At 71.2% G+C, this 13940-nt stretch carries 13 protein-coding genes; 4 read left to right on the top strand and 9 right to left on the bottom strand.

The window, feature by feature from the left end; translation table 11 throughout:
- Positions 1 to 138 precede the first annotated feature (138 nt).
- Positions 139 to 1071: a hypothetical protein gene (locus ACFVUH_RS35365; protein ID WP_387917642.1), complete on the top strand. Its 933-nt coding sequence runs from the start codon at positions 139 to 141 to the stop codon at positions 1069 to 1071.
- A gap of 182 nt (positions 1072 to 1253) precedes the next feature.
- Positions 1254 to 1466: a hypothetical protein gene (locus ACFVUH_RS35360; protein WP_355357352.1), complete on the top strand. Its 213-nt coding sequence runs from the start codon at positions 1254 to 1256 to the stop codon at positions 1464 to 1466.
- A gap of 28 nt (positions 1467 to 1494) precedes the next feature.
- Here ACFVUH_RS35360 and ACFVUH_RS35355 read toward each other — a convergent pair whose 3' ends face one another.
- Entirely contained in the window at positions 1495 to 1893 is a 399-nt protein-coding gene (locus tag ACFVUH_RS35355) for a metal-sensitive transcriptional regulator (RefSeq protein ID WP_387917638.1), read from the bottom strand.
- 348 nt (positions 1894 to 2241) lie between these two features.
- Here ACFVUH_RS35355 and ACFVUH_RS35350 point away from each other — a divergent pair, with 348 nt between their 5' ends.
- Positions 2242 to 2862 carry a DUF47 domain-containing protein gene (locus tag ACFVUH_RS35350; RefSeq protein WP_030312623.1) on the top strand — a complete coding sequence of 207 codons (621 nt, stop codon included), beginning with the start codon at positions 2242 to 2244 and terminating at the stop codon, positions 2860 to 2862.
- Positions 2863 to 2867: 5 nt separating this feature from the next.
- On the top strand, positions 2868 to 3866 hold the full coding sequence (locus ACFVUH_RS35345) for an inorganic phosphate transporter (RefSeq protein ID WP_355357346.1): 999 nt from the start codon (positions 2868 to 2870) through the stop codon (positions 3864 to 3866).
- A gap of 177 nt (positions 3867 to 4043) precedes the next feature.
- Here ACFVUH_RS35345 and pstB read toward each other — a convergent pair whose 3' ends face one another.
- The 8 genes from pstB to mshD form a co-directional block, all read right to left on the bottom strand.
- A complete protein-coding gene (gene pstB, locus ACFVUH_RS35340) occupies positions 4044 to 4820 on the bottom strand; it encodes a phosphate ABC transporter ATP-binding protein PstB (protein WP_355357343.1) in 777 nt (258 codons plus the stop codon).
- Positions 4821 to 4865: 45 nt separating this feature from the next.
- Positions 4866 to 5942, bottom strand: coding sequence for a phosphate ABC transporter permease PstA (pstA, locus tag ACFVUH_RS35335; RefSeq protein ID WP_355357341.1), 1077 nt, complete (start codon positions 5940 to 5942; stop codon positions 4866 to 4868).
- The gene (pstC, locus tag ACFVUH_RS35330; RefSeq protein ID WP_355357339.1) at positions 5939 to 6910 is read right to left on the bottom strand and encodes a phosphate ABC transporter permease subunit PstC; all 972 of its coding nucleotides are present in this window, start codon (positions 6908 to 6910) and stop codon (positions 5939 to 5941) included. Before pstC ends, pstA begins: the two co-directional genes overlap by 4 nt.
- Before the next feature lie 147 nt (positions 6911 to 7057).
- On the bottom strand, positions 7058 to 8197 hold the full coding sequence (gene pstS, locus ACFVUH_RS35325; RefSeq protein ID WP_355357337.1) for a phosphate ABC transporter substrate-binding protein PstS: 1140 nt from the start codon (positions 8195 to 8197) through the stop codon (positions 7058 to 7060).
- Between the two features lie 244 nt (positions 8198 to 8441).
- On the bottom strand, positions 8442 to 8900 hold the full coding sequence (locus ACFVUH_RS35320; protein WP_387917635.1) for an NUDIX hydrolase: 459 nt from the start codon (positions 8898 to 8900) through the stop codon (positions 8442 to 8444).
- A 64-nt stretch (positions 8901 to 8964) separates the two neighbouring features.
- A complete protein-coding gene (locus ACFVUH_RS35315) occupies positions 8965 to 10050 on the bottom strand; it encodes a CHAD domain-containing protein (RefSeq protein ID WP_387917634.1) in 1086 nt (361 codons plus the stop codon).
- A 255-nt stretch (positions 10051 to 10305) separates the two neighbouring features.
- Positions 10306 to 12483, bottom strand: coding sequence for an RNA degradosome polyphosphate kinase (locus ACFVUH_RS35310; RefSeq protein WP_387917632.1), 2178 nt, complete (start codon positions 12481 to 12483; stop codon positions 10306 to 10308).
- A gap of 336 nt (positions 12484 to 12819) precedes the next feature.
- Positions 12820 to 13827 (bottom strand): mycothiol synthase, encoded by a 1008-nt coding sequence (gene mshD, locus ACFVUH_RS35305; RefSeq protein ID WP_387917630.1) that lies wholly within the window; start codon positions 13825 to 13827, stop codon positions 12820 to 12822.
- Between the last annotated feature and the right edge of the window lie 113 nt (positions 13828 to 13940).

Here is a 13940-nt window from a genome sequence, read left to right as displayed (position 1 = left end):
CGGTGCGCGACGCCTGTGACACGCGGGACATCGCGTAACCCCTCGCGCCCCAACTCGTTTGCCCGGCAAGAGCTCTGCCCACCCGCGACGGTGGCCGGCGGGGCAGTCGGGCCCGAAGGGGTTGTCGCGAGGATGAAGATGACCGACCAGCAGCGCACCGCCGGCCCGACGGCCGGCCGCACCGGGCGGCGGGTGCGTCCGGCGGCGGGAGCCGCCCTGCTCGCCGTCGTCCTGGCCGGGGCGGCCGCCCTGGCCGGCTGCTCGCCGGACGGTGTGGGCGGCGCGGACGCCGCGGACGCCGCCCCGGCCGACCAGCGGGCGAGCGGCGCCCCCGACCAGCTCGCGACCGACCCGCTGGGCGCGGTCCGCGGCGCCGCCGACATCACCGGCCGGGCGGGCTCCGCGCACGCCGTCACCGAGCTGGTGACCGAGTCCGCGGAGAAGAAGGCCGTCTTCACCGGCAGCGGCGGCTACGACTACGTGAAGCGGATCGGCCGGCTGGAGGTGCAGGTCCCGCCGGGCGCCGCGACCACCGGCAAGATCGTCGAGGTGCTCCTGCCCGGCACGGTCTACCTGCAGAACAGCGGGGCCAAGGTGCCGGAGGGCAAGTGGGTCAAGCTGGACGTCCGCCAGCTGCCGGACGGCAACCTGGTCAGCGGCGGGGCCACCGACCCGGCGGCCGCCGCCGGCGCGCTGCGCGGGGCCCAGAAGGCCGAGCTGATCGGCACCGAGCCGGTCGACGGGGTGCCCCTGAAGCACTACCGCGGCACCCTGGACCTCGCCAAGGCGGCCGACGCCACCGGCGGCCGGGCCGGGGACGGCCTGCGGATGGGGGCGCAGACCTTCACCGTCAAGGAGGTCCCCTACGACGCCTGGCTGGACGACGAGGGCCGGCTGCACAAGGTGGTCGAGGTGTTCACCTTCGCCGGGGTGGCCGGTTCCAAGGAGGCGAAGGACCAGGTCAGGGTGGTCTCGACCACCACGCTGAGCGAGTTCGGCGCACCGGTGGAGGCGGCCGAGCCGCCGGCCGCGGACATCTTCGCGATGAAGCCCACCGAGAGCCCGAAGTAGCGCGTTCCGGGAGCGCGGGCGCGGGCGCCGCCGGTCCGGGTGGGCCCGGAACCCCCCGGGCCCACCCGTTTCGGCGGCGCCGAGATGGCCCGTCCGTGCCATGTGGACGGGCTCCGAAGTGCCTAGGCTGGACGCCGGGTGGCTGCCGCCCGGGCTGGCGAGGCGCTGAAGGGGTGGTGCAGGTGATGTCGTCCACGGGCGGCCGCAGCGGCGGCCACGACGACGCGGCCCTCGACGAGATCGAGTTGGCCGGTGAGCTGATGATCGCCGCCACGGCCAGCAGCGGTGACCGGCTGCCGACCGAGCGGATCGACGAGGTGCTGCTCGACCGGCCCGACGGCGGTCCGGCCGCCGGCCCGACAGCCGGACCGGCGCGGGATCCGCGGGGCGACTAGGGCTGGCCGACGCGCCCGACGGCCGGGGTCAGCTGCGCAGCAGCCGGCCGATCGCCGCGGTGGCCTCGGCGACCTTGGCGTCCAGCTCGGTGCCGCCCTCCTCGGCGGCGGCCGCGACGCAGTGCCGCAGGTGCTCCTCCAGCAGCGAGAGCGCGAAGGACTGCAGGGCCTTGGTGCTGGCCGAGACCTGGGTGAGCACGTCGATGCAGTAGACGTCCTCGTCGACCATCCGCTGCAGGCCGCGGATCTGGCCCTCGATCCGGCGCAGCCGCTTGAGGTGCGCGTCCTTCTGCCCGCTGTACCCGTGCGGACCGTGGGCGGTGTGGGCGTCGTGGGCGTCCGGCGTCTTCTGGGGAGCAGCGTGCTCGCCGTGCGGTTCCGCCCCGGGCGCCTGCTCCGGCTCGGTGCGCGCTTGCGTGGTGGTCATCGGCCCGCCTTCGTCTGAGTGCCTGGTGGCTGCGTCGGCCTCCAGTGTCCAACACCCGGGCCCGTCGTGGTGTTCCTCCGGCACGGGCGACCGTCCGCGGGTGCCTGCGGCGGGGTTCCCCCGTCCGGGGAACACCCCGCTGTTCCCGCCGCACGACAGGGGCGATCCGGGCGAGGTTCCGTCAGACTGGGGGCTCATGCCCGCACCTGTGGTGCGGATCGGGTCCACTGCTGCGGCAGCCGAACGGAAGGGGAGGTTCCGGCTCCGCTTCGAGCACCCCGTTTGTGCCGTGGTGCTCGGTTGCACCTAGCATCGTTCAGTCCCCTACCCCGCACATCGGAGATTTCCGTGCGTTTTAGCCTGACCCCGAAGGAGACGAGTTTCTACGACATGTTCGCCGCCGCCGCGGAGAACCTGGTCGTCGGCTCGAAGCTCCTGCTGGAACTGCTGGGATCAGACGTGTCGGCCCGCGCGGAGATCGTCGAGCGCATGCGCGCCGCCGAGCACGCCGGAGACGACACCACCCATGCGATCTTCCACCAGCTGAACTCGTCCTTCATCACGCCCTTCGACCGCGAGGACATCTACAACCTCGCCTCGTCGCTGGACGACATCATGGACTTCATGGAGGAGGCCGTCGACCTGGTCGTCCTCTACGACATCCAGACCCTGCCGAAGGGGATCGAGCAGCAGATCGAGGTCCTGGCCCGCGCCGCCGAGCTGACCGCCGAGGCGATGCCCAACCTGCGGAGCATGTCCAACCTGACCGAGTACTGGATCGAGGTCAACCGGCTGGAGAACCAGGCCGACCAGATCCACCGCAAGCTGCTCGCCCACCTCTTCTCCGGCCAGTACGAGGCCATCGAGGTGCTCAAGCTGAAGCAGGTCGTGGACGTCCTCGAACAGGCCGCGGACGCCTTCGAGCACGTCGCCAACACGGTGGAGACCATCGCGGTCAAGGAGTCCTGACCCCCGTGGACATGGCAGCACTCATCGCCGTCGTCGGCGTTGCCTTCTTCTTCACCTACACCAACGGCTTCCACGACTCGGCCAACGCGATCGCCACCTCGGTCTCCACCCGGGCGCTGACGCCCCGGGCGGCACTGGCGATGGCCGCGGTGATGAACCTGGCGGGCGCCTTCCTGGGCAGCGGGGTGGCGCACACCGTCTCGCAGGGCATCATCGAGACCCCGACCGGCGACCAGGGCATGGTGATCCTGTTCGCCGCGCTGGTCGGCGCCATCGCCTGGAACCTGGTGACCTGGTACTTCGGTCTCCCGTCCTCCTCCTCGCACGCGCTGTTCGGCGGCATGGTGGGCGCGGCGCTGGCCGGCGGCACCGAGGTGATCTGGAGCGGGGTCATCGACAAGATCATCATTCCGATGATCGTCTCGCCCGTGGTCGGCCTGGTCGGCGGCTTCCTGGTGATGCTGGCGATCCTCTGGCTCTTCCGGCGGGCCAACCCGCACCGGGCCAAGCGCAACTTCCGGGTCGCCCAGACGGCCTCGGCCGCCGCGATGGCGCTCGCGCACGGTCTGCAGGACGCGCAGAAGACCATGGGCATCGTGGTGCTGGCCCTGGTGATCTCGGGCCACCAGAGCGCGGGGGACCCGATCCCGGTCTGGGTGAAGATCTCCTGCGCCACCATGCTCTCGCTGGGCACCTACGCCGGCGGCTGGCGGATCATGCGGACCCTGGGCCGGAAGATCATCGAGCTGGACCCGCCACAGGGCTTCGCCGCCGAGGCCACCGCCTCGGCCGTCATGTACATCACCTCGTTCGTCTTCAAGGCGCCGATCTCCACCACCCATGTGATCACCTCGGCGATCATGGGTGCCGGAGCCACCAAGCGGATCCGCGCGGTGCGCTGGGGCGTCGCGAAGAACATCGTGCTCGGCTGGTTCATCACGATGCCGGCGGCCGCCATCGTCGCAGCGCTGGTGTACTGGTTCGCCCACCTGTTCTGGGGATGACCCGGCGGACCGGACCGGACACCACCGGACGCCACCGGACCGGAAACGACAGGGCCCGCCCCCCACATCTCGGGGGGCGGGCCCTTTCATGCTCCGCGGCGGCACCGCCATGCAGCACCACGAAGCAGCCTGTGAAGCGCCGCTGGGGCGCCGCCCGCGCATCGGCGGGCGGGCCGATCAGCCGAAGCGGCCGGAGATGTAGTCCTCGGTCGCCTGCACCGACGGGTTGGAGAAGATCCGCTGGGTGTCGTCGAGCTCGATCAGCTTGCCCGGCTGGCCGACGCCGGCCAGGTTGAAGAAGGCGGTGCGGTCGCTGACGCGGGCCGCCTGCTGCATGTTGTGCGTCACGATGACGATGGTGAACTCGGACTTCAGCTCACCGATCAGGTCCTCGATGGCGAGGGTGGAGATCGGGTCGAGGGCGGAGCAGGGCTCGTCCATCAGCAGGACCTCCGGCTCGACCGCGATGGCGCGGGCGATGCACAGACGCTGCTGCTGACCGCCGGAGAGGCCGGCGCCCGGCTTGTTCAGGCGGTCCTTGACCTCGTTCCAGAGGTTGGCGCCCTTGAGCGACTTCTCCACCACGCCGTCCAGCACGGACTTCTTGCGCACACCCGCGAGCTTCAGCCCGGCGACCACGTTGTCGTAGATCGACATGGTCGGGAACGGGTTCGGGCGCTGGAAGACCATGCCGACCGAGCGGCGGACGGCGACCGGGTCGACGCTGGCGCCGTACAGGTTCTCGTCGTCCAGGAGCACCTTGCCCTCGACGCGGGCGTTGGGGATCACCTCGTGCATCCGGTTGAGGGTCCGCAGGAAGGTGGACTTGCCGCAGCCGGAGGGGCCGATGAAGGCCGTCACCGAGCGGGGTTCGACGGACATCGAGATGTCCTCGATGGCCTTGGTGGAGCCGTAGTAGGCGGACAGTCCGCTGACGTCGATGCGCTTGGCCATGATCGTTCGTCTTCTCTCAGTCTTCGTCGTACGTCAGTCGGTCGCTCAGTGTCCGGCCTTGGGCGAGCGCCACCGGGCGATGCCCCGGGCGATGAGGTTGAGCCCCATCACGAAGGCGATCAGCACCAGCGCGGCACCCCAGGCACGGGCGTAGCCGTAGTCGTTGTTCACCACGGCGTACTGCTGCCAGATGTACATCGGCAGCGACTGCTGCGGTCCGTCGAACGGGTTGTTGTTGATGTAGGCGGCACCGAAGACCAGCATCATCACCGGGGCGGTCTCACCCGTGATGCGGGCGACCGCGAGCATCACACCGGTGGTGATGCCGCCGATGGCGGTGGGGAGGACGATCCGCAGGATGGTCTTCCACTTCGGCACGCCGAGCGCGTACGACGCCTCGCGCAGCTCGTTCGGGACGAGCTTGAGCATCTCCTCGGTGGAGCGGACCACGACCGGCATCATCAGGATCGCCAGCGCGAGGCTGCCCGAGAAGCCGGAGTAGTTGAAGCCGAGGGCGATGTTCCACAAGGACAGGATGAACAGACCGGCGACGATCGACGGGACACCCGTCATGACGTCGACGAAGAAGGTGACCGCCTTGGCGAGCGTGCCGCGGCCGTACTCGACCAGGTAGACGGCGGTCAGCAGACCGATCGGGGCGGCCATCAGGGTGGCCAGGCCGACCTGCTCCAGGGTGCCGATCAGCGCGTGGTAGATGCCGCCGCCGGGGCCCGCTGAACGCACGCCCATCATGGAGTGGGTCAGGAAGTTGCCGTCCACCACACTGGCACCCTGCTGGATGGTGTAGACGGTCAGCGAGAGCAGCGGGACGACCGCCAGGATGAAGGCCACCCAGACCAGCGAGGTGGCGAGGCGGTCCTTGGCCTGGCGCCGGCCCTCGACCTGGGCCGAGAGCACGTAGCTGATGACCACGAAGAGGATCGCGGCGATCAGGCCCCACTGGAGCTTGCTCTTCAGGTCTCCGACCAGGCCGATGCCGCAGCCGAGGACGATCGAGCCGGCGGCGACGGCGCCCGGGGCCCACTTGGGCAGCCGGTTGGCCGTCAGCAGGCGGCTCACCGGACGGGCGTCCGCCGGAACGGAAGTGGTCGCGGCGCTCATGCGGAGTACTCCTTGCGGCGGGCGACGATCAGCCGCGCGGCACCGTTCACCAGCAGGGTGATCACGAACAGGACGAGGCCGGAGGCCATCAGCGCGTCCCGGCCGAAGGGCTGGGCCTCGTTGAACTTCAGCGCGATGTTCTGCGCGAAGGTGCCGCCGCCCGGGTCGAGCAGGTGCAGCGAGAGCACGTTGCTGGAGGAGAGCACGACGGCGACCGCGATGGTCTCGCCGAGCGCGCGGCCGAGGCCGAGCATCGAGGCCGAGATGATCCCGGGGCGGCCGAACGGCAGCACCGCGGTGCGGATCATCTCCCAGCGGGTCGCGCCGAGGGCGAGCGCCGCCTCCTCGTGCATCCGCGGGGCCTGCCGGAAGACCTCACGGCTGACCGCCGTGATGATCGGCAGGATCATGATCGCCAGCAGGATGCCGACGGTGAACAGGTTCCGCGGGGTGGTGCCGGCCCGGGACTGGTCGAAGATGTACGTCCAGCCGAGGTACTGGTCCAGCCAGCTGTTCAGGCCGCCCAGGTGCGGCACCAGGAAGAGCGCGCCCCACAGGCCGTAGATGATGCTGGGCACGGCCGCCAGCAGGTCCACCAGGTAGGCGAACGGCTGGGCGATCCGGCGCGGCGCGTAGTGGGAGATGAACAGGGCGATCCCGATGGCGACCGGGACAGCGATCAGCATCGCGATCAGCGCGCTGACGATGGTGCCGAACGCGAGGACGGCGATGCCGAAGACCGGCGTCGGGGCGTCCGGCGTCCACTCGAAGGTGGTGAGGAAGTTGCCCTCGTTCTTGCTCAGTGCGATGACCGAGCGCCAGGTCAGGAAGCCCGCGATGGCGGCCATGACCACCAGCAGCAGGATGCCCGACCCGCGGGACAGGTTCATGAAGATCTTGTCGCCGACCCGGCTGTCGCGCTGGCGGCGTTCCCTGCCTCGCGGGGCGGCAGGGGTGGATGAAGTCATTGGTCTACTCCGGTCTGGTGGTGCGGCCCCGAGGGGGCGGCACCCTGGCGGCGGTGCCCCGGACGTGTTGCGTTGGTCGGTACTGACCGCGGGGGCGGCCCCGGCCCCCCTCGTTCACGAGGCCGCCCCAGCGGAGGTCCTACTGCGTCAGGCGAGCGAGCCGATGGCCGTGTTGACCTTGTCGGTCAGCGACTTCGGCAGCGGCACGTAGCCGCCGTCGCCGATCGCCTTCTGGCCCGCGTCACTGGCGGAGTACGCCAGGAAGGCCTTCAGGGTGTCGAGGGTGTCGGCCTTGTTGCCCTTGTCGCAGGCGATCTCGTAGGTGACCAGGACCAGCGGGTAGGAGCCCTCGTCCTTAGTCGCGTAGTCGAGGGTCAGCGCCAGGTCGCTGCCGGTGCCGGCGATCTGCGCCTTGGCGAAGGTGTTGGCGGCGTTGGCGGCGGTGGCCTCGACCGGCTTGGAGGCGCCGGTGCTGATCGCGGCGCTCTTCAGGTTGTTGGTCTGCGCGTAGGAGAGCTCGGCGTAGCTGATCGAGTTCTTGACCTGCTTCACCTGGGCCGAGACACCGGCCGAACCGTTGGCACCCTGGCCGTTCTTGCCCGCCCAGGCCTTGCTGGGCGGGTAGGACCAGGCGCCGCCCGAGGTCTTGGCGAGGTACTTGGTCAGGTTCTCGTTGGTGCCCGAGTCGTCGGTGCGGTGGAAGGTCTGGATGTCGGCGTCCGGCAGCTTGGCGCTCGGGTTCAGCGCGACGATCGCCGGGTCGTTCCACTTGGTGATCTGCGAGTCGAAGATCTTCGCGATCGTCGGGCCGTCCAGGACCAGGTTGTCGACGCCGTCCACGTTGTAGACGATCGAGATCAGGCCCGCGACGAGCGGCAGGTTGATGCCCTGGCCACCGGTGCAGACGGCCTTGCTGGCGTCGACCTCGGCCGGCTTCAGCGCCGAGTCCGAACCGGCGAACTGGATCTTGCCCTGGTTGAACTGCTGGATACCGGCGCCGGAGCCGCCGCCACCGTAGTTGATGGTGGCGCCCTTGCAGGCCGCCTCGAAGTTGTTCTTCAGGATGTCGATCGCGTTGCCCTGGGCGGTGGAACCGGCGGCAACGAGCGCGGTGGGCTTCGAGCCACAGTTGATCGCGGCGGGGGCGGCGGCACCGCTGGAGCCCGACGGGGCGGCGGCGTTGTTGTTGTTATCGTCCGAGCCGCAGGCGGCGAGCGACAGCGAGCTGACGAGCGCCATGGCACCGATCGCGAGGGCCTTGGAGCGGCCGTTCCGCTGGAGCTTCACAGGGTGTCCCTTTCTGTGGCATTGCCCGACGCGCAGGCCCTGCCGAGCAGGGCGAAGCGCGGGTTTTGCTGAGGTCCGGGGCCCGTTCGGCCCGCCGGTGGTACCGAAGTTAGGCCGGGGAGGTGACGCGTCAGCCGGTCGCAAGTGAACGGCGAGTGAACCTCGAACGGATGACAGGAAACTACGTCAGGTAGTAACGGTTGCGTCACGGCAAGAGCGCAGGGAGATCACTTCCACTGTTCCTTCACGTCTCCGGACCGTGCAACCGCACCGGCCTGGCCCCCAGCAGCTCCAGCAGCGCGTCCACCAGCCGCCGGTCCTGCTCCCGGGAGAGCCGCGCCCTCGCCTTCCCGGCCGGCAGCCACTCCAGACGGTCCACTTCCCGGTTCGGCCGGAACTCCCCTTCCGTGGGCACCGCCGCCCAGTACCGGACCTCCTTCGGCCGGCCCTGCGCCAGGTAGTGCTGGGTCGGCAGCTCCGCCCCCAGCACACAGGAGAACCCCGTCTCCTCCCGCACCTCCCGCAGCGCCGCCTCGACCACGCCCTCACCGGGGTGCAGCTTCCCCTTCGGCAGACTCCAGTCGTCGTACTTCGGCCGGTGGATCACCGCGATCCTCGGCCGGCCGAGCCGGCCGCTCTTCTTCGGACGGCCGGGCAGCCAGAGCACCGCCCCCGCCGCCAGCACCACCCGCCCGCCGGACACCGTCCGCTCGGACGACGGCCTCCCGGACGCGGGCCGTCCGGACGACGACGGCCGCCCGCCCACCTCAGGCCGTCCGCGATTCCGCCGCCGACCCCCAGCCCCCGGCCGGCGGCAGCTCCAGCCACGCCTCCGCCCCCGGCGGCAGCTCCGGCCACCGCCGCCCGAAGGCGTACCGGGCCGCCTCCACCTCCAGCCGCTGGTCGGCGTGCACCACGCCCAGCACGTACGCCGTCGCCGGGGTGATCCGCGGCGTGCGCGCCGCCGTCGCCGCCGTGACCGCCGCCTCGGACGCCTCCTGGTGCCGCAGCAGCACCCGGTCCAGCTCGTCCAGCACCGCCGACGGCTGCCCGCACACCTCCAGCGCGTACCGGGCCCGCTTCACCAGCACCCGCGTCCGGTGCCACGGCGCGTCGTCCGCCGCCAGCGCCGCGTCCGCGTCCAGCACGCCCCGCGCGCTCGGCACCGACCCCAGCCGGCGCAGCCCGTCCCCGCCGTACGGCGTCGCCGAGCGCTGCAGCGGCAGCTGCTGGGCGCTCGCCGCCAGTGCCCCGAACGCCGCCGCCGCCTGCGGCACCAGCACCGCGCCCGCCCGGCCCTCCGCCGACGCCGCCAACGGCGCATCCGCCACCAGCAGCGTCATCCGGTCCGCCAGGGCGTGCAGCCGCGCCGAGCGCAGCTCCTGCAGCACCGTGGAGTGCGCCCGGGTACGGGCCAGGGTCAGCTGCCGGTCCAGCAGCGCCCGGGCCTTGGGCGCCCCCGCGTGGCCGGCCAGCATGCCCGGCCCCTCCGCCTCGCTGCCGCTCAGCCCGTCCAACGCGCCCAGCAGCCGGGCCGACCGCCGTACGTACCCCGGCTCCAGCGCCAGCAGGTTCAGCAGCCAGGCCAGCTCGGTGCGCGACTCCTGTGCCCAGCCCGGATCGAAGGAGGCGGCGAAGGTGGTCAGCAGCCCGTTGATCCGCCGCACCGCCCGCAGCAGGTCCGCCGTGCCCTCCGACGGGACGACGGACGCACCCGGTCTCGCACCAACCTCGCCCACCGCCAGCGGCAGAGCGCGCAGGAACGCGCCCGCCAGGGCGGTGAGATGGCTGGAGAGGATGTCCCCGGCGGTCGCGGTGGAGGCCGCCTGGGCCGTCATCGGCGCATCGGTCATGGCTAGGTAGATCCCCGTTCCCCCGGGGCCGTCCCCGGGGCTGGTGGCCGACCGCTCAGCGGGTCCCTACCGCTCAGCGGCTCGCGTCGGTGGGTCACGCGGTCGCGTCGTCGAACCTCGTGCCGTCGTGTCTCGTGCCGTCGTGCCGTCCGATGGAGCGGCCCGCACCGTTCGGTCCGGTGCGGGCCGCTCCGCGCGGCGTCGCGGCTCACGTCGTCACGTCTGCGTCAGCGGGGTCGTGGCGGCGACCTGCGGTCATCGGGCGGTGGCGGCCCGACGACGCTGACGCGAGTCGATGAGCAGGTCCTGGACGTGCCGCAGCGGCTTGCCGTCGGCGTCCTGGGCGTACCGGGTCCAGGACCCGTCCGCCCCCAGGTGCCAGGACTCCGTCTCGTCCGACATCCCGAGGTCGAGCAGCCCGGACAGCTCGGCCCGGTGCGCCGGGTCGGTGATCCGCAGCAGCGCCTCGATCCGGCGGTCCAGGTTGCGGTGCATCATGTCGGCGCTGCCGATCCACACCTCGGGATCGCCGTTGTTGCCGAAGACGAAGACCCGCGAGTGCTCCAGGAAGCGCCCCAGGATGCTGCGCACCCGGACGTTCTCGCTCAGCCCCGGCACGCCCGGCCGGATCGCGCAGATGCCGCGCACCCACACGTCCACCGGCACACCGGCCTGCGAGGCCCGGTACAGCGCGTCGATCACGGCCTCGTCGACGATCGAGTTGACCTTGAGCCGCACGTGCGCCGGACGGCCGGCCCGGTGGTTGGCGATCTCGTTGTGGATCCGCGCCACCAGGCCGTCGCGCAGTCCGCGCGGGGCGGTCAGCAGCCGGCGGTACGACTCGCGGCGCGAGTAGCCGGAGAGCCGGTTGAAGAGGTCCGAGAGGTCCGCGCCGACCTGCGGGTCCGAGGTCAGCAGACCGAGGTCCTCGTACAGCCGGGCCGTCTTCGGGTGGTAGTTGCCGGTGCCGACGTGCGAGTACCGGCGCAGGGTGTCGCCCTCCTGCCGGACCACCAGCGACAGCTTGCAGTGCGTCTTCAGCCCGACCAGGCCGTAGACCACGTGGCAGCCGGCCTCCTCCAGCTTGCGGGCCCACTTGATGTTGGCCTGCTCGTCGAAGCGCGCCTTGATCTCGACCAGCACCAGCACCTGCTTGCCGGACTCCGCCGCGTCGATCAGCGCGTCGACGATCGGCGAGTCACCCGAGGTCCGGTACAGCGTCTGCTTGATGGCCAGCACGTCCGGGTCGGCCGCGGCCTGCTCCAGGAAGGCCTGCACCGAGGTGGAGAAGCTGTCGTACGGGTGGTGCAGCAGCACGTCCCGCTCGCGCATCGCGGCGAAGATGTCCGGCTGCGACGCCGACTCGACGTCGGTCAGGCCCCGTGCGGTGCCCGCCACGAACTTCGGGTACTTCAGCTCCGGCCGGTCCAGCCCGGCGATCCCGAACAGCCCGGTCAGGTCCAGCGGGCCGGGCAGCGGGAAGACCTCCGCCTCGGTGATGTTGAGCTCCCGCACCAGCAGGTCCAGGATGTAGGGGTCGATCGACTCCTCGACCTCCAGCCGCACCGGCGGGCCGAAGCGCCGCCGCATCAGCTCCTTCTCCAGGGCCTTGAGGATGTTCTCGGTGTCGTCCTCCTCCACCTCCAGGTCCTCGTTGCGGGTGACCCGGAAGGCGTGGTGGGCAAGCACCTCCATGCCCGGGAAGAGCTCCTCCAGATGCGCCCCCATGACGTCCTCCAGCGGCACGTACCGCTGCGGGGAGGCCTCCAGGAAGCGCGCCAGCGACTGCGGCACCTTCACCCGGGCGAAGTGCTTGTGCCCGGAGACCGGGTTGCGCACGACGACCGCCAGGTTGAGCGAGAGCCCCGATATGTAGGGGAAGGGGTGCGCCGGGTCCACCGCCAGCGGGGTGAGGACCGGGAAGATCTTCTGCCGGAACAGGGTGTGCAGCCGCGCCTGCTCCTTCTCCGCCAGCTCGGACCAGCGGACCACCTCGATCCCCTCGGCGGCGAGGTCGGGCAGCACCTCCTGCTGGAACGCGGCGGCGTGTCGGGCCATCAGCTCGCGCGAGCGGGTCCAGATGAGGTCCAGCACCTCGCGCGGCTGAAGGCCGGAGGCACTGCGCTGGGCGACGCCCGTGGCGATCCGGCGCTTGAGGCCGGCCACCCGGACCATGAAGAACTCGTCGAGGTTGCTCGCGAAGATCGCCAGGAACTTGGTGCGCTCCAGCAGCGGGATCCCCGGATCCTCCGCCAGCTCCAGCACTCGCTCGTTGAACGCGAGCCAGCTGCGCTCGCGGTCCAGGAAGCGGCCCTGCGGCAGTTCCTCCAGGTCCTGCTCGTCGGTGACCGTCAGCTCCGGCGGTATCGCGAGCGCGCTGGAAAGCCGCGCGGGCGGGGACAGCGGGGCAGGGACGGGGCGGGGGATGCTCATTGGCTCCAGCTCCTCCAGCAGGACGGCGTCCGGACACGAAATGCTCTTCGGGCCGTCGCCCTCGCCCGTCACCGACGCCAACCCACCCGGCGCGGTCGTCACAGAACCGGTCGGCGAGTGCCGGCCGATGCTGCACGAGCGAGACACTACGGACTTCATCCTGTGATCTTCGCGGCATTAATTGAATCCACGGTAAACACCGCATGGCCAGGAGGAAAGCTGAGGCGGTCAGGGCTGCGGCGACGAGCGCACGCCCGTTGCCGCAGCCCCGTTGTCTCCGCTAGGCACCGCCGGAACGCCCCGCTCAATCGGTCACTCTCGGTGACCGGATCGCGGTCACCGGGAATTCGGGTGCGCGACCCCGGCGCGATACATCAGATCGACTTCGTGGACGGTGAATCCGAGCCTTTCGTACACCCGCACCGCCGCCGGATTGTCCGCGTCGACGTACAGCAGGACGGTGTCCAGAGCCCGCTCCCCGGCCTCGGCGTCACTGCCGGTCAGGTGACGGAGACCGGCTGCGGTCAGCGCCCGGCCGAGGCCGCTGCCCTGCTCCGCCGGATCGACACCGACCACGTAGACCTCGCCGAGCGCGGGCTCGGTCGCGGTCGCCGGGTGCACCTTCGTCCAGTGGAAGCCGACCGGCTTGCCCTCCCGGGTGGCGATGAAGAAGCCGGCCGGGTCGAACCACGGCTCGGCGAGCCGGTCGGCCAGGTCCCGCTCGGTCCACGAGCCCTGTTCCGGGTGGTGGGCGAAGGCCAGGGCGTTCAGGCGGAGCCACTCGGCGTCGTCCTCGCCGGGCCGGAACGTCCGCAGCCCGATCCCGTCCGGGAGCGGAACGGCCTCGGTCTGCGGCCCGGTGCGGCGCATCTGCCGCAGCTCGCGGACCAGCTCGGCACCGTACCGTCCGGCCAGGTGCCGGGCCGCCGGGTGTCCGCCGTGCACCCAGAAGTCGACGTACCCACGACCCGCCCGCCCCGCTTCCGCGAGCACGGCGTCCACCAGGGGGCGCCCGAAGCCGCGGCCGCGCGCGGCCGGGGCCACGACGAGCTCGGCGGCCGGGTTGGCGGTACCGCTCTCGGGGACCTCCAGCTGGCCGTAGCCGACGAACTCGGCGTCGGCGTCGGTCCCGGCGCCGACGGTTTCGAGGAAGTGGGTCACTCCGGTCCGCGGCGTCTCCGAGGAGCGCAACCGCAGGCGCCCCTGCTCGGACACGGCCTCCCGGCCGTCCTCGACCTGGGCGTCCGCCAGGACCTTCAGGGCCGCGTCCCGCTGTGCCGGCCGCAGTACGTCGGAGGCGAGGACCGTGGTCGAGTCGCCCGTTGTTGCCGTTCCATCGTCCATGTCCTGACGATACGTCAACGGGAAACGCAAAGAACCCCCGCCGGATAACCGGCGGGGGTTCTTCTCAAAATTTGTTCGGCGGCGTCCTACTCTCCCACAGGGTCCCCCCTGCA

The organism is Kitasatospora sp. NPDC058032, assembly GCF_042885845.1.
Lineage (GTDB): Bacteria > Actinomycetota > Actinomycetes > Streptomycetales > Streptomycetaceae > Kitasatospora.
Note: the sequence above shows the minus strand (reverse complement) of the source record. Positions and strands in the feature narration are given on the sequence as shown.